The organism is Candidatus Planktophila sp., assembly GCF_040402275.1.
Classification (GTDB): Bacteria; Actinomycetota; Actinomycetes; order Nanopelagicales; family Nanopelagicaceae; genus Planktophila.
Genome location: NZ_JBBAMW010000009.1, coordinates 1 through 16,165, shown reverse-complemented (window position 1 = coordinate 16,165; position 16,165 = coordinate 1). Strand labels below are relative to the sequence as shown.

The window sequence follows — 16,165 nt, the reverse complement described above, 5'->3', positions numbered from 1 at the left end:
TATACCCATCCACAGGGCTTTTTTCGGCTATTTATTACCGCCACTTATGACTAGGATAGAGCCATTCCGAGAGGTCTATCCTCTTCAAAAGCCTTCAGGGCTGATTTAACCGATTTTTAGGAAAGGGGTTGCGATGGCCGAGAACTCCTATAACGCCAGCAACATCACCGTCCTAGAAGGCCTAGAGGCGGTTCGTAAGCGCCCAGGAATGTATATCGGCTCCACAGGAGAGCGCGGCCTTCACCACCTGGTCTATGAAGTCGTCGATAACTCAGTAGATGAAGCTCTGGCTGGGCATTGCACCGAAATCAACATCACTCTTATGGCCGATGGCGGCGTTGAAGTAATCGACAACGGCCGCGGAATTCCGGTGGATATTCACCCGGTTGAAAAGAAGCCAGCACTTGAAGTTGTTCTCACAGTTTTACACGCCGGCGGAAAGTTCGGCGATGCTGGCTACTCAGTATCTGGCGGATTACATGGCGTTGGTATCTCTGTAGTGAACGCACTCAGTACAGATCTTTCAGTAATCGTTCAACGTGATGGAAGTTTTTGGTATCAAGAGTACAAACTGGGTGTTCCAACAGCGCCAGTACGCAAAGGTGATGCATCCACACAATCTGGAACAACTGTTCAATTCTGGCCTTCAAAAGAAATCTTTGAGACTACAGATTTTTCATTTGAAGTTTTATCGACTCGCTTTCGTGAAATGGCATTTCTTAACAAAGGTTTGATTTTAACTCTCACCGATATGCGCAACGGACACGTTGATGAAAAGGGTGAGCAGCTAACAGTTCGCTACGAGTATGACGGGGGTATTGCAGATTTTGTGAAGCACCTTAATTCAACCCGCGGTGAAACCCACAAATCAATTATTTCTTTTGCATCAGAAGATAAGAAGAACAAGATTTCACTGGAAGTATCAATGCAATGGAACGCTGGTTTTTCTGAATCTGTTTACACATTTGCAAACACCATTCACACCCATGAAGGTGGATCCCACGAAGAGGGCTTCCGCACAGCACTAACCTCCATTGTTAATAAGTTCGGAGAAGAGCAAGGATTTATTCGAAAGAAGGAAGATCGCCTCACAGGTGATGATGTTCGCGAAGGTTTAACGGCTATTGTTTCCATCAAACTTGTAGACCCACAGTTTGAAGGCCAGACAAAAACAAAGCTTGGTAACTCTGAAGCAAAAACATTTACCCAAAAAATTGTTAATGAAGAGTTAACGAGTTGGTTTGAGCAGAATCCTGCAGAAGGCAAAGAGATTGTTCGTAAGAGTATTGATGCAGCCGCAGCACGTGTGGCAGCACGTAAAGCGCGTGACTTAAGCCGTAATCGCAAAGGATTACTTGAAGGTCGTGGAATGCCAGGAAAGCTAGCTGATTGTCAGTGGACTGATCCAGCCAAGTGTGAGCTCTACATTGTTGAAGGTGACTCTGCAGGTGGTTCCACAAAAGGTGGCCGTGATTCACGCAACCAGGCAGTGCTTCCTATTCGCGGCAAAATTTTAAATGTTGAAAAAGCACGTATTGATCGCGTTCTACAAAACAATGAAGTTCAAGCGTTAATTACCGCACTTGGTACTGGTGTGCATGAAGATTTCGATGTTAAGAAACTGCGTTATCACAAGATAATTTTGATGGCCGATGCTGATGTTGATGGACAACACATTCGCACACTTCTTTTAACTTTGCTGTTCCGTTTCATGCGTCCATTAATCGAGCACGGTTACGTTTACTTTGCACAACCACCACTCTATAAATTGAAGTGGGCAGGTAAAGAGCCAGTTGAGTATGCATTTAGTGATCGTGAACGAGATGGCATGATCGAACTAGGTGTTACAGCAGGCAAGCGCCTACCTAAAGATGATGGAATTCAGCGCTTCAAAGGTTTGGGTGAGATGCCAGCAAAAGAGTTGTGGGATACAACCATGGATCCAGAGCATCGCGTTTTAGTGCGCGTGACACTAGATGATGCTGCAGCTGCAGATGATTTGTTCTCAGTACTCATGGGTGAAGATGTTGAAAAGCGCCGTGCATTTATTCAGCGCAATGCAAAAGATGTCAGGTTCTTGGATATCTAATGGATGAGTTAAACCCAAAAAACCTCGAAAACTTTGACAAGATTGACACAGTTGATCTTCAAGTCGAAATGGCACGTTCATATCTTGATTACGCGATGTCAGTTATCGTCGGTCGTGCGTTGCCAGATGTTAGAGATGGGTTAAAACCAGTTCACCGCCGTGTTTTGTATGCGATGTATGACGCTGGCTATCGCCCAGATAAGGGTTATTACAAATCTTCCCGCATTGTTGGTGATGTCATGGGTAATTACCACCCACACGGTGACACCGCGATTTACGACTCTGTCGTGCGCTTGGCCCAGCACTGGTCACTTCGCTATTTATTGATCGATGGAAATGGAAACTTCGGTTCTCCAGGAAATGATCCAGCTGCGGCAATGCGTTATACCGAAGCTCGTTTGTCCTCACTTGCCATGGAGATGATGCGGGATATCGATGAAGACACAGTTAATTTTATCCCCAACTATGACGGCCGCTCACAAGAACCAACAGTTCTACCAAGCCGTCTGCCAAACCTTTTAGTCAATGGCTCTGCGGGTATTGCAGTTGGAATGGCAACAAATATTCCACCGCACAACCTGCGTGAAATCGGCGAAGCTGTTATTTACTCTCTTGAACACCCAGAGATGAAGCAAGAAGAGCTGCTTAGTGAATTAATTAAAATTGTTAAAGGACCAGACTTCCCAACAAAAGCGCTCATTGTTGGCCGCACAGGTATTGAAGAGGCATATCGCACAGGTCGCGGATCAATCACAATGCGCGCAGTTGTTCAAGTTGAAGAGATAAACAAGCGCACATGTCTTGTAATTAGTGAATTGCCATACCAAGTTAACCCAGACAACCTTGCGCTAAAGATCGCAGAGCTTGTTAAAGATGGAAAAATCAAGGGCATCGCAGATGTTCGCGATGAAGGTAATGAGCGTTTAGGCCAACGTCTTGTAATTGTTTTGCAACAATCTGCAATTCCAAAGGTCATTCTCAATAACTTGTATAAGCAGACACAATTGCAGGACACATTTGGTGCAAACATGTTGGCACTTGTGGATGGTGTGCCTCGCACATTACGCCTAGATGAATTTATTCGTTACTACATCGAGCACCAAATCGAAGTTATCGTTCGTCGCACTAAGTACCGCTTAGCGGAAAAGGAAAAACGTGCTCACATCTTGCAGGGTTACCTCAAAGCACTAGATGCTTTAGATGCTGTAATCGCATTAATTCGCGCATCAACAACACCTGAAGAGGCTCGCACAGGTTTGATGAAACTACTTGATGTTGATGAAATTCAAGCTAACGCTATTTTGGATATGCAACTGCGCCGTATTGCTGCGTTGGAGCGTCAAAAGATTAATGATGAGTATGACGGCTTAATGGCTGACATAGTTGAACTCAACAAGATCCTTGTGAGCCCAGAGCGACAACGCGAAATTGTTAAGACAGAGCTTGCTGATTTGGTTGCAAAGTATGGCGATGAGCGCCGCACCCAAATCGTTGCAAGTGAAGGCGACTTCAGCGCTGAAGATTTAATTCCAGACCAAGATGTTGTTGTAACAATTACTCGTGGTGGATATTCAAAGCGCACCATGGCTGACCTCTATCGATCACAACGTCGTGGTGGTCGAGGCGTGAAGGGTGCGGCGCTAAAGGAAGATGATGTTGTAGATCATTTCTTTGTGGCATCCACACATGACTGGTTGTTGTTCTTCACAAACCAAGGCCGTGTCTATCGTTCAAAGGTTCATGAATTACCAGATGCTGGGCGCGATGCACGTGGACAACATGTTGCAAACCTGATGGCTTTTAAGCCGGATGAGAAGATTGCAGAAGTGTTGTCATTAAAGGATTACACAATTTCACCATTCTTAGTTCTTGCTACTCGCAACGGTTTAGTGAAGAAAACACCTTTGATTGAATACGACTCTCCTCGCACTGGTGGATTAATCGCAATCACATTAAAACCTGGTGATGAAGTTGTGTCCGCATCTCTTATCAACACCGATGATGAATTATTATTAGTATCAACAAAAGGAATGTCATTGCGCTTTACCGCAGATGATGAATCACTTCGTTCAATGGGACGTTCAACAAGTGGTGTGATCGGAATGAAGTTCCGTGCAGATGACAACTTGTTAACCATGGCACGTGTTAACGCTGACCTTGCTAAGGATTCATTTGTCTTTACAGCTACCGATGGTGGCTATGGAAAGAAAACTCCAATCGATGAGTATCGATTGCAGGGCCGTGGTGGTATTGGTATTAAGGCCGCCAAGATCGATGAGAATTCACGTGGATCCCTTGTTAGCGCATTGGTATTACGTGATGAGGATGAAGTACTTGCTATTACTTCAGCTGGAACTGTCATGAGAACACCTGCTGCAGAAGTCCGTCAGACCGGGCGCGACAGCATGGGTGTGCGATTAGTGAATCTTGATGAAGGTGTGAGCCTGCTATCTGTCACCAAGAACGGCGAAGATGAGATTTCAGGGAAAAGTTAGTATGGTTCGCACCCTGAGTTAGAAGCAGTTAACGCCCGTTTTGGGAGTTAGTGAAGTTCAAGGTAATCTTGGTACTTCGCGCTTTAAAGAGAAATCTTTACAGCGGGCCCATAGCTCAGCCTGGTTAGAGCGCTTCCCTGATAAGGAAGAGGTCGGTGGTTCAAGTCCACCTGGGCCCACCCGTTCTAATACGGGGACCTAGCTCAATTGGTAGAGCGCTGCCTTTGCAAGGCAGAGGTTAGGGGTTCGATTCCCCTGGTCTCCACACAGTTTGATTACACCACACGCCCACCAACGATAAGAAAAGAGAAAATCATGTCATCAACAGCAACTCTTCACACATCACTGGGTGACATTGTTATTGAACTTTTCCCCAACCATGCACCAAAGACAGTTGCAAACTTCGTTGAGTTAGCAACTGGTGCAAAGGAGTGGACTGACCCACGCACCGGCGATAAGTCAACTGCTAAGTTGTATGACGGAACAATTTTTCACCGCGTCATTGATGGCTTCATGATTCAAGCCGGAGATCCACTAGGTCGTGGAACAGGTGGACCGGGATACCGTTTTGCAGATGAGTTCCACGGGGAGTTAACTTTTGATCGCCCATACATTCTTGCAATGGCTAACTCAGGACCCGGAACAAATGGTTCACAGTTCTTTATTACCGTTGCACCAACTACATGGTTAAACCGCAAGCACAGCATCTTTGGTGAAGTAAAGGATTCTGCTAGCCAGGCTGTAGTTGATGCGATTGCAACTGCAAAGACTGGCGCACAGGACAAGCCAGCAACTGACATCACTATCAACAGCGTTACAGTTGCTTAAGCGTTCTGCCACCTACTCTTTAATCGCAGTAATCTGCGCTGCTTACCTTGTGCAGATGGTTTTCCCATCGTTGCAACAAGATTTAATGCTTCCAAGTTTTGAATACTTACAAGCGACAAACCAGTGGTATCGACTATTTACAGTTGCATTAACCCATGCAGGCTTATTACATCTTGGCTTCAATATGTATTCATTGTTGGTTTTAGGAAACCCACTAGAAGAAGCATTTGGTAAGAACAAACTCTTTATCGTCTTCTTTGTTTCACTTCTAACAGGATCACTTGCTTCTTCATACTTTGCATCTGTGTATAGCTACTCAGTTGGCGCATCAGGTGCGATCTTCGGATTATTCGGAGCACTTGCAATCGTTGGAAAGCGAATTGGCGCAGATATTCGATCTATTGTTGTCATTATTGGAATTAACTTTTTTATTGGCTTTGCAATGGGTGGGGTTGATTGGCGCGCACACCTGGGCGGGTTAATCGGCGGGGTAGTGGCGGCTCAGTTAGTGATGGCAAAGAGATAAGTTATCCACAGGTGTTACCCACACTGTGGATCGAATTACAACGGTGTAATTAGCGCCAGCGAGTGGCGAGTGAAAAGCCAACACCTATAAAACCAAAGCCAATAATCATGTTCCAAGCACCGATTCCAGGGACTGGATACGAGGTCTGGGTTACATAGAAGACCACAATCCAGAACAAACCGATTAAGAAGGCTGAAACCATTGTTGGAGCAAGCCAGCGTGGGCTCTCCAGTGGCTCATGAGGTGTCTTCACATCAACCTCTTGATTGTGAGCGCGCTGCTGCTCGACCTTCTTGCGTAGTTTTGATTTAGGCATACGCGAAAGATACACCATGAGAGAGAATGCTCCTATGGCCACCAAGATCCTCGTCATCGATAACTATGACTCCTTTGTCTTTAATTTGGTGCAGTACCTGCAGCAACTAGGGGCCGAGTGCATTGTTGTCAGAAACGATGCTGTTGCGGCAAGTGAAGCCGGCAAGTACGACGGTGTCCTCATCTCTCCAGGACCCGGTACACCTGAAAAAGCTGGCGTATCAGTAGAGATGATTAAGTATTGCGCAGAGCATTCAATTCCATTATTTGGTGTGTGCTTAGGTCATCAAGCAATAGGTGTTGCATTTGGCGCAACTGTTTCAAGAGCACCCGAATTACTCCATGGTAAAACCTCTCTTGTGTATCACAAGCAAGAGGGTGTGCTCTCAGATCTTCCATCACCTTTTACAGCAACTCGTTACCACTCACTCTGTGTTGAAAAAGATTCAGTACCAAACACATTACATATCACGGGATCAACTGAATCTGGATTAGTAATGTCAATGCAACATACAACACTTCCAATTCAAGGTGTGCAGTTTCATCCAGAATCTGTTTTAACAGAGCATGGACATCACATGCTTGCTAACTGGTTAGTGATGTGTGGGGATAATGGCGCTCGCGAACGCGCAGTTGGTCTGTCACCGGTAGTTGGCAAAGCTAAGTAATTTACGGCGCTTTATTAATTGTAATTGTTACTGACTTACCAATTGTCTGTGTTGTTCCAGCATCTGGTGCCTGACGAATAACAACTCCAATTGGCTGATTTGCGTCGTAACCAAAAACTTCATTGACCAAGAAGCCTGCCTGAACTAAAATAGTTTTTGCTTGCAATGCATCAGTTCCAATTAATGATGGAACCAGTACTTGTCCGCTAGCAATTTGTAATACAACACCACGACCAGCAGTAATTGTTGATCCAGGTTCAGGTGTTACCTTCAATACAGTTCCTTGCGCTTCATCTGATGGCACAGCCTCGGTTGCTGTTACTAACAAACCAACTGCAGATAACGCGGTGCGGGCGTCAATGAGTGACATTCCCACTAAATCAATAGGAACAATTGAGTTTCCTGGCCCATCTGAAATTGTTAAAACAACCCCTGAACCTTTTTGCACACGGACAGTGGCAAGAGGAATTTGGTTAGCGACTCGGTCTTTGGGAATTCGACCATCATGGGCACGAGTAACGGTGACAATGTAATCACCGAGCAAGGCTTCAGCTTCTCCTTGAGTTAAACCAACAACATTAGGCAATTGCGGTAATCCAGCAGGATCCACACCTGGTTTAGTCAGGAACACGCCTGCGACAAGCAGACCGAGGGCGGCAATACTACCAATTGCACCAATTAACACCTTACGGCGTGACATCGGAGCCTTTGCAATCTTTGTAGTTACAACTTCTCCGCCTTTGATTTTATATAAATCATCAAGCATCAATCCAGCTGTTTGATAACGGTCATCAGGATTTTTTGCTAGTGCAACTGTTAATAAAGTATCAATACCTGCAGGAAGTTCAGGAACAATCTTGCTTGGAGCGATTAAAACTCCAGAAACATGTTGGTATGCAATCGAGACAGGAGTTTCACCGCTAAACGGAGGCTTTCCTGTTAAGACTTCATATAACAAACACCCAGTGGAGTAAATATCGCTACGAAGATCTGCAACCTCTCCTAATGCTTGTTCGGGAGAGAGATATTGAGCGGTTCCAACAACATTCCAGGTGCTGGTAAGTGTTGCACCTAAATCAGCAAGTGCGCGCGCGATTCCAAAATCCATCACCTTCACATCGCCGTGATCTGTAATCATGATGTTTGCAGGCTTAATGTCTCGGTGCACGATTCCACTGTGGTGTGAATACTCAAGTGCTGCCAAGATGCCTTCACCAATTTCAAGTGCGCGCTTTAATGGAACACGTTCTCCTTTATGGATGAGTTCACGAAGAGTGTGGCCAGAGATTAACTCCATGACAATGTAGGGCGCTGGTTCTTCACCCGAGTCATACACAGCAACAATTCCTGGGTGATTAAGTCCTGCAGCAGCGAATGCTTCTTTTCTAAAGCGAGCAACAAAAGATGGATCACGCGCTAAATCACTGCGCAATACCTTTACGGCAACTTGTCGTGCAAGACGAGTATCTTCAGCAACATACACATCTGCCATACCGCCAGTGCCGATCATTTCGCCAAGTTTGTAACGTCCACCCAGCAACACATTAATCATGAGCTGCTCCTAACAAGAGTGATGGCGCTGCTGAATTATCTGAAATATCAGCGATCAGAATGGTGACATTATCAGGTGCACCATTTATATATGTTGCATCATTTAAAAACTTAACAGCTTCATCTTTATCAGATTTCTTTAAGCCAACTTTGATCTCTTTATCCGTTAAAACACCCGACAAACCATCAGAACACAGCAAGTATCGATCACCCTTTTTAACCTCATACATTTGCAGTACTGGGGTCACATCACCATCTCCGCGCAGCGCCTGGGTCAACATCGAGCGTTGTGGGTGCTCAACTGCTTCAGCTGGGGTAATTGCCCCTTGATCAAGTAGTTCTTGAATAACGGTGTGATCGTTGCTGAGTTGTTCCAAGGTGTTTCCGCGCAAGCGATAACAGCGTGAATCACCAACATGGAGCAAAGCAATGTGATTGTCACGGATGAGAAGTGCGGTCAAGGTTGTGCCCATGCCCCGTTTTTCAATTTCCTCATCAGCAACGGCAGCAATCTCTGCATCGATGCTGTGTAATGAATGCATTAACAAATCTTCTACAGAATCTTCATCAATATCTTCGGCAGTAAGTGTTGGTGCTAACTTTTGTAAGACTTGTACTGCGATGCGGGATGCAACCTCGCCAGCTGCATGTCCGCCCATTCCGTCAGCAACTGCGATTAACTGGGCGGAAGAAAAAGCAGAGTCTTCATTTCCTTGCCGAACTAGGCCAATAGCAGAACGCGCAGAGGTTTCAAAGAAGTGCGCGCTCATGATGTAAGCCTAACGGTGTAACCTTCAAAGATGAAGATCTACGCACACCGCGGATCCTCGAGTACCCATCCCGAGTTAACAACGGCTGCCTATAAGGCCGCCATAGATGATGGCGCAGATGGCTTTGAATGCGATGTTCGCTTAACTAAAGATAACCACTTGGTTTTATGGCATGACGCAGATATGCAAAGGGTTGCAGGCGATGCTGCGCGTATTGCAGATTCCACCTTTAAGGAAATCAAGTCCCACTATCCGCAAGCAATGACTCTTGATGAGTTACTAACACTTGCTCGAGATAACAAAAAAGAGTTAGCGATTGAAACTAAACATCCGGTGCCATCGGGCAGTGCGGTAGAAAAGAAGGTAATGCAACTACTCCAACAAGAAAAACCAGTCGCAGATATTCACGTCATGTCATTTTCCTGGCTAGCCCTAGAAAATATTAGAAAGATAGATCCAGAGCAAAAAACTGTTGCTTTACTTCATGAGAGATATTCATTTGCAATGAGAAGGTTTACATCAGCACAATCAATTGGCCCCGGAATTACAGCATTTAGAGAGAAACCACATTTAAATCAAGATCCACGCAATCTCTTCGTGTGGACCGTTGATGATGCCGACGATATGCGCTTTTGCGCTGATAACGGTGTTGATGTCTTGATCACAAATACCCCGTCATTTGCAAGGTCGGTACTCGGGTACAATTAGCAAGTGAGTACATACGCCTATCTCGGTCCCAAGGGAACATTTACAGAGGCGGCTCTTAAAAAGATCACTTCTTCCAATGATCGCCTTATGCCTTATGCCAACGTGACTGCAGCCCTTGATGCGGTCCGTCTTGGTAAAGCCCACTATGCATTAGTCCCAATTGAAAACTCAGTTGAAGGTGTTGTTGCTCGCACCCTTGATGAGCTTGCAACTGGTGAGCCACTAGCAATCGTTGGTGAAGTGACTTTGCCTGTTTCCTTTGCATTAATGATCAAGGGCGATGAAAAAGAGATTTTGCGAATTGCTACACACCCACATGCGGAGGCACAGTGCCGCAATTACGTTGCTAAAAATTATCCAGATGCTGAATTAATTTCTACGGCATCAACTGCTGCAGCGGCGGAGGCAATTTCACGTGGTGATTTTGATGCAGCAATTGCAGCACCTGTTGCAGCTGCCCACTACGGTCTTCGCGTAATTGCAGACAACATTGGCGATAACCCGGGCGCAGTTACTAGATTCATTGTGGTTGCAAAGCCAGGATCAGTTCCAAAGAACACCGGCTGGGATCGGAGCTCCTTAGTGGTCTTTATCGGAGCTGACCATGCTGGCGCGCTTCTTGATATCCTGACTGAGTTCGCTAAGCGGGAAGTAAACCTAACTTTTATTCAGTCACGTCCGACTGGTTCCGCCCTTGGCCATTACCATTTCATTATTGACGTTGAGGGTCACATTGCAGATGCACCTGTGAAGGAGGCAGTAGAAAGCCTTCGAGCAATCTGCGAAGACATCCGATTCCTTGGCTCATACCCACGAGAAAAGATAAGTAAATGATCGACATCAAGTATCTGCGTGAACACCCTGATGCGGTACGCGCATCTCAAAAGGGACGTGGGGAAGATGTAACGATCGTTGATAAAGTTTTAGCAATTGATGAAATCCGCCGCGCCGCGCTCGATAAGTTTGAAACATTACGCGCAGAACAAAATGTATTGTCTAAATCAGTTGGTGCTGCAAAAGGCGATGAAAAAGCAACGCTATTAGAAAACGCTAAAGAGCTTGCAAACAAGGTTAAAGATGCGGATTCAAAGCGCGCAGAGGTTGAAGAACAAGCAAAGCAATTGATCATGCAGCTATCAAATATTTTAGATCCAGAAGCACCCATTGGCACAGAAGCAGATTTTGTTGTTATCGAACATGTTGGCACACCGCGCACATTTGATTTTGAACCAAAAGATCACGTCGAACTAGGTAAGTTACTTGGTGCAATTGATACTGAACGTGGTGCAAAGGTTGCAGGTTCTCGTTCATACTATTTAACAGGTGTTGGCGCGATGCTTGAATTCGCACTTATTAATTACGCAATTGCATCTGCCAACAAGGCTGGCTTTACACCTGTTATCCCACCAGTACTTGTAAATCCCGCCGCAATGGAAGGCACCGGCTTTCTAGGTCAAGCTGCAGAAAATGTTTATCACCTTGAAAAAGATGATGTGTATTTAGTGGGTACCTCTGAAGTTCCACTTGCTGCAATGCATATGGATGAAGTTCTACCAGCTGACAAACTTCCTATTCGATATGCAGGGTATTCATCATGTTTCCGCCGCGAAGCAGGCTCATACGGCAAGGACACTCGTGGAATTATTCGCGTGCACCAGTTCGATAAAGTCGAAATGTTTTCTTTCTGTCATCCAGATCAAGCTAAAGAAGAGCACAGGCGCTTATTGCAATGGGAAAAGGATTTCCTTAATGCGATGGAGATTCCATACCGAGTTATCGATGTCGCATCAGGTGATTTGGGATCTAGTGCCAACCGTAAGTTTGATATTGAAGCGTGGATTCCTACACAAAATGCATACCGCGAGGTCACAAGTACCTCGAATTGCACTGAATTTCAGGCCCGCCGCTTAAACATTCGCTTTAAGGATGCAGATGGCACAAGAGTGGTCGCAACACTTAATGGCACATTAGTTGCTATTCCCCGCATGATTGTTGCGATTTTAGAGAACCATCAAAATGCAGATGGATCAGTCAATGTTCCCCCAGCACTGCAACCTTTCTTAGGTGTGAAACGATTTGAGCTGGTGTGAGTAAACGCCCCAAACTAATTGCAACAGATTTAGATGGAACAGTCGTTTCGCATAAAGGTGTAATTTCGCAGCGCACAATTGATGTATTTATACGAGCACGCGATCTAGGCGTCCATGTTTTCTTTGTAACAGGACGCCCTCCACGTTGGATGGGTGAAATTCGTGAAGCATTTGGATTTGGTGAAGCTATTTGTTGCAATGGTGCGATGTTGTATGACTTGATGAATGACGCCGTTCTTGAAGAGTGGATGATTCCAATTGACGAGCAACTAGAGGTTGTTCGACGCATGCGCATAGCAATGCCTGAAATGTCATTTGCTGTTGAGTCTAACGATCACTACCACCGTGAGATCGCATATGTTCCTAAGTGGGATGTTGGCTTGGACAACGTTGGTGTGGAAAAAATTGAGGATGCAATCAAGCGTCCTGCTTTAAAGATTTTAGGAAGATGCAGTAATTATGAGTTCACATCTGATGAAATGGTTGCCGTTGCCCATCGCGAGCTCAGTGATCTTGTGACTGTCACTCATTCAACATCAAGGGATTCACTTATTGAAATCTCAGCACTTAATATTTCAAAAGGGACAACACTTGCAATGATGGCAGAGCGTCTAGGTCTAACAGCTGAGGATTGTGTGTCCTTTGGTGATAATCCCAATGATTTCTCAATGCTTGAATGGACAGCTCGTTCTTATGCAATGTCAGATGGCCATCCAGATGCACCATCATTTGCAAAAGGGGTAGCAGAACCATGTACCGCCGATGGTGTTGCAAAGATCATCGAAGAACTCTTGGATCTTCCCGCCTAATAACTGGCCGATTTTTCGCTAGGGCTAAATTCGGGTAATCTCTCCCACGGAGGGCTCGCATAGCGGCCGAGTGCACCGGTCTTGAAAACCGGCAAACGAAAGTTTCGTGGGTTCAAATCCCACGCCCTCCGCCATTTTTGTGAAGTTGTGGCTGAGTTCATACCGCTTAAGCGGGAATTGATCTAGCCACTTTTTCATCTCCAGAGCAGACTTAGCCCCTAGTAACAAACAGGCTTACACCAGGGGAGTTGTACATGTCAGGTGTTTTTTCACCAACACGCGCCAAGATTAAAGAGCGCACGCTTCGCACAGATAAGTGGTGGTTACAACCACTTGCAACCTTCGGAGTCTTAATCTCCTTCGTTATCTATGCAACCTTCCGCGCATTTGAAAATGCTAATTACTACGCGGATCACTTGATTTCACCTTTCTATTCACCATGTTTGTCGCAGGCCTGTGTACCTGAAGCAACAATGCTTGGTTTCACACCAGTGAGTGCGCAAATCTTTAACTTTGCATTATCACCAGCGTTAATTATTTTGATCTTCCCTCTCGGTTTCCGTATGACCTGTTACTACTACCGCAAGTCGTATTACCGTTCATTCTGGATGTCGCCACCAGCATGTGGAGTTGCAGAACCTCACAAGAAGTACACAGGTGAGACTCGATTCCCTCTCATTATTCAAAACTCACATCGCTACTTTTTCTATGCAGGTTTACTGTTAAATGTAATTCTTACCTACGACGCAGTTATTTCATTTAAGAACCCTGAAGGCCAATGGGGTCACATGAGCGTCGGTTCACTTGTTCTTCTTGTGAGCTCAACGCTGTTGTGGTTGTACTCAATGTCATGTCACTCATGTCGCCACACAATTGGTGGACGTTTAAAGAATTTCTCTAAGCACCCTGTTCGCTACAAGCTATGGAGTTGGGTTTCAGTACTTAATCATTCACATCAACAGTTTGCATGGTTCTCATTAGCCGCTGTTGCATTCGCCGATATCTATGTTCGCCAAGTTGCAACTGGCGCATGGACTAACTTCTACTTCTTCTAAAGGGACATTCGACTATGAAACTAGAACGCCATACATACGATGTCCTTGTAATCGGTGCCGGAGGTGCTGGATTACGTGCTGCTGTAGAAGCACGTGAATCAGGACTTCGCGTAGCAATCATTTGTAAGTCTCTATTTGGTAAAGCCCACACTGTTATGGCTGAAGGTGGAGCCGCAGCATCAATGGGTAACGTCAACGACAAAGATAGTTGGATGGTTCACTTTCGCGACACTATGCGCGGTGGCAAATTCCTCAGTCATTTCCGCATGGCAGAGCTGCATGCAAAGGAAGCACCAGATCGCATCTGGGAGCTGGAAACATGGGGCGCTCTTTTTGATCGCACTAAAGAAGGAAAGATTTCACAACGTAACTTTGGTGGACATGAATACCCACGCCTGGCACACGTTGGTGACCGCACCGGCCTAGAACTTATTCGCACCATGCAGCAGAAGATTGTTGCGCTGCAGCAAAAAGATGGCCGCGATACCGGTGATATGGAAAGCGGAATTAAAGTTTTCGCAGAGCTAACAATCACTGACATTCTGAAAGAAAATGGAAAGATCTCTGGTGCCTATGGGTACTGGCGTGAATCTGGCGAAGAGGTTTTATTTGAAGCACCTGCAGTTGTTATTGCAACTGGTGGTGTTGGAAAGACTTTCAAGATTACTTCTAACTCATGGGAAGGTACTGGCGACGGACATGCACTTGCATTAAAGGCTGGTGCAAACCTGGTTGATATGGAGTTCTTGCAGTTCCACCCAACAGGAATGGTGTGGCCACCATCTGTTAAGGGAATCTTGGTAACTGAATCTGTTCGTGGTGAAGGTGGAGTTCTTACAAACAACTTAGGCGAGCGATTTATGTTCAAGTACATCCCAGATGTGTTTAAGGATAAGTACGCAGACAACGAAGCAGAAGCAGATCGTTGGTATGTAGATCAGGACAACAACCGTCGCCCGCCAGAGCTGTTGCCTCGTGATGAAGTTGCACGTGCGATTAACACTGAAGTTAAATCAGGTCGTGGATCAGAACATGGTGGGGTGTTCCTCGATGTTTCAAAGCGCATATCTGCAGAGATTATTAAAAAGCGCCTTCCTTCTATGTGGCACCAGTTCTACGAGTTAGCTGGCGTTGACATCACAAAGGAGGCCATGGAAGTTGGCCCAACATGTCACTACGTCATGGGTGGGGTTGAAGTAGAGCCCGATACTGCAGCAGCGGTAGGGGTTCCGGGCTTATTTGCAGCTGGTGAAGTCGCCGGTGGAATGCACGGATCAAATCGTCTTGGCGGAAACTCACTGTCAGATCTTTTGGTATTTGGTCGTCGCGCGGGAATGGGCGCCGTTGAATATGTGAAGAATAATCCAGTAAACCCCGTCAGTGAGGCTGCAATCACGGCAGCTGCAGCAAAGATTCAGGCTCCATTTGATCGTGAAGGTGGAGAAAACTCGTACTCACTCCATGCAGAGTTACAGGAAGTAGCACACAACCTTGTTGGAATCATCCGCACTGGTAGTGAACTAAAAGAAGCAATCGAAAAGATCGCAGATATTAGAAAACGCAGCGCGAATGTTGCGGTGAGCGGCAGTCGAAAGTTCAACCCAGGGTTCCACCTTGCTTTTGATTTAGATAATATGTTGTTAGTTGCTGAATCAACTGCAAAGTCGGCAATCAATCGAGAAGAATCACGTGGTGGTCATACCCGCGATGATTTCCCGGTTATGAATACAAAGTGGCGTCAGATAAATAATATTTCCTCATTTGATGGTAATCAGGTGAATGTTCGTGAACAAGCGTTGCCAGTGATTCCGAAAGAGCTCTTTGATCTCTTTGATATTGATGAGCTGGAGAAATACATGACACCCGAAGAAGTTGTGAAAGGTGGTTCCAACTAATGGCACGCAATATTAAACTTCGTATTTGGCGTGGAGACTCAACCGATGGTGGTCTTAAAGATGTAGTTGTAGAGGCAAACGAAGGTGAAGTAGTCCTGGATGTAATCCACCGTGTTCAAGCAACACAGATGGGTGACTTGGCTGTTCGCTGGAACTGTAAGGCTGGTAAGTGTGGATCTTGTTCAATGGAGATCAACGGTAAGCCTCGTCTTGCATGTATGACACAGGTTGCATCATTTGGTGAAGAGGAAACAATCACTGTCACACCACTTCGTGCATTCCCAATCATCAAAGACCTTGTTACAGATGTTTCCTTTAACTACAAAAAAGCAATGGAAATCCCTGCTTATGAGCACCCTAAGGATC

Annotated in this window: 15 protein-coding genes and 3 tRNA genes; 15 read left to right on the top strand and 3 right to left on the bottom strand. The window is 45.6% G+C overall.

Features of this window, described 5'->3' with window-relative positions; all coding sequences use genetic code 11:
- Positions 1-133: 133 nt before the first annotated feature.
- The 6 genes from gyrB (at position 134) to AC9UEY_RS03390 (ending at position 5,938) form a co-directional block, all read left to right on the top strand.
- The gene (gyrB, locus tag AC9UEY_RS03415; RefSeq protein ID WP_509537790.1) at positions 134-2,089 is read left to right on the top strand and encodes a DNA topoisomerase (ATP-hydrolyzing) subunit B; all 1,956 of its coding nucleotides are present in this window, start codon (positions 134-136) and stop codon (positions 2,087-2,089) included.
- Entirely contained in the window at positions 2,089-4,584 is a 2,496-nt protein-coding gene (gene gyrA, locus AC9UEY_RS03410; RefSeq protein ID WP_509537787.1) for a DNA gyrase subunit A, read from the top strand. The genes gyrB and gyrA overlap by 1 nt, the downstream gene beginning before the upstream one ends.
- 104 nt (positions 4,585-4,688) lie before the next feature.
- A tRNA-Ile gene (locus AC9UEY_RS03405) sits at positions 4,689-4,763 on the top strand.
- 13 nt (positions 4,764-4,776) lie between these two features.
- A tRNA-Ala gene (locus tag AC9UEY_RS03400) sits at positions 4,777-4,849 on the top strand.
- A gap of 50 nt (positions 4,850-4,899) precedes the next feature.
- The gene (locus AC9UEY_RS03395; RefSeq protein WP_509537784.1) at positions 4,900-5,412 is read left to right on the top strand and encodes a peptidylprolyl isomerase; all 513 of its coding nucleotides are present in this window, start codon (positions 4,900-4,902) and stop codon (positions 5,410-5,412) included.
- A gap of 55 nt (positions 5,413-5,467) precedes the next feature.
- On the top strand, positions 5,468-5,938 hold the full coding sequence (locus AC9UEY_RS03390; RefSeq protein WP_509537782.1) for a rhomboid family intramembrane serine protease: 471 nt from the start codon (positions 5,468-5,470) through the stop codon (positions 5,936-5,938).
- A 49-nt stretch (positions 5,939-5,987) separates the two neighbouring features.
- Here the strand turns inward: AC9UEY_RS03390 and AC9UEY_RS03385 are convergent, their stop codons facing one another.
- Positions 5,988-6,272, bottom strand: a complete 285-nt coding sequence (locus AC9UEY_RS03385; RefSeq protein ID WP_509537779.1) for a cell division protein CrgA — start codon at positions 6,270-6,272, stop codon at positions 5,988-5,990.
- On the opposite strand from AC9UEY_RS03385, the gene AC9UEY_RS03380 reads away from it, so the two are divergent.
- On the top strand, positions 6,271-6,921 hold the full coding sequence (locus AC9UEY_RS03380; RefSeq protein WP_509537776.1) for an aminodeoxychorismate/anthranilate synthase component II: 651 nt from the start codon (positions 6,271-6,273) through the stop codon (positions 6,919-6,921). The two genes, AC9UEY_RS03385 and AC9UEY_RS03380, sit on opposite strands and share 2 nt — an antisense overlap.
- A 1-nt stretch (position 6,922) precedes the next feature.
- On the opposite strand, the gene AC9UEY_RS03375 is transcribed toward AC9UEY_RS03380, so the two are convergent.
- Together AC9UEY_RS03375 and AC9UEY_RS03370 are read right to left on the bottom strand one after the other, a co-directional pair.
- The gene (locus AC9UEY_RS03375) at positions 6,923-8,473 is read right to left on the bottom strand and encodes a protein kinase domain-containing protein (RefSeq protein WP_509537773.1); all 1,551 of its coding nucleotides are present in this window, start codon (positions 8,471-8,473) and stop codon (positions 6,923-6,925) included.
- Positions 8,466-9,242 (bottom strand): PP2C family protein-serine/threonine phosphatase, encoded by a 777-nt coding sequence (locus tag AC9UEY_RS03370; protein ID WP_509537770.1) that lies wholly within the window; start codon positions 9,240-9,242, stop codon positions 8,466-8,468. The genes AC9UEY_RS03375 and AC9UEY_RS03370 overlap by 8 nt, the downstream gene beginning before the upstream one ends.
- Before the next feature lie 30 nt (positions 9,243-9,272).
- Between AC9UEY_RS03370 and AC9UEY_RS03365 the strand changes: the two genes are divergently transcribed.
- The 8 genes from AC9UEY_RS03365 to AC9UEY_RS03330 form a co-directional block, all read left to right on the top strand.
- Positions 9,273-9,950: a glycerophosphodiester phosphodiesterase gene (locus AC9UEY_RS03365; protein ID WP_509537767.1), complete on the top strand. Its 678-nt coding sequence runs from the start codon at positions 9,273-9,275 to the stop codon at positions 9,948-9,950.
- 3 nt (positions 9,951-9,953) lie between these two features.
- Entirely contained in the window at positions 9,954-10,784 is an 831-nt protein-coding gene (pheA, locus tag AC9UEY_RS03360) for a prephenate dehydratase (protein ID WP_509537764.1), read from the top strand.
- On the top strand, positions 10,781-12,040 hold the full coding sequence (serS, locus tag AC9UEY_RS03355) for a serine--tRNA ligase (RefSeq protein ID WP_509537762.1): 1,260 nt from the start codon (positions 10,781-10,783) through the stop codon (positions 12,038-12,040). Before pheA ends, serS begins: the two co-directional genes overlap by 4 nt.
- A complete protein-coding gene (locus AC9UEY_RS03350) occupies positions 12,037-12,849 on the top strand; it encodes an HAD family hydrolase (protein ID WP_509537759.1) in 813 nt (270 codons plus the stop codon). The genes serS and AC9UEY_RS03350 overlap by 4 nt, the downstream gene beginning before the upstream one ends.
- 48 nt (positions 12,850-12,897) lie before the next feature.
- A tRNA-Ser gene (locus AC9UEY_RS03345) sits at positions 12,898-12,983 on the top strand.
- Between the two features lie 120 nt (positions 12,984-13,103).
- Positions 13,104-13,904 (top strand): succinate dehydrogenase subunit SdhC, encoded by an 801-nt coding sequence (gene sdhC / locus AC9UEY_RS03340; protein ID WP_509537756.1) that lies wholly within the window; start codon positions 13,104-13,106, stop codon positions 13,902-13,904.
- Positions 13,905-13,918: 14 nt separating this feature from the next.
- On the top strand, positions 13,919-15,799 hold the full coding sequence (locus AC9UEY_RS03335) for a fumarate reductase/succinate dehydrogenase flavoprotein subunit (protein WP_509537754.1): 1,881 nt from the start codon (positions 13,919-13,921) through the stop codon (positions 15,797-15,799).
- Positions 15,799-16,165, top strand: a 367-nt coding sequence (locus tag AC9UEY_RS03330; RefSeq protein ID WP_509537751.1) for a 2Fe-2S iron-sulfur cluster-binding protein, incomplete at its 3' end; no start/stop codon positions are given. The genes AC9UEY_RS03335 and AC9UEY_RS03330, both read left to right, overlap by 1 nt.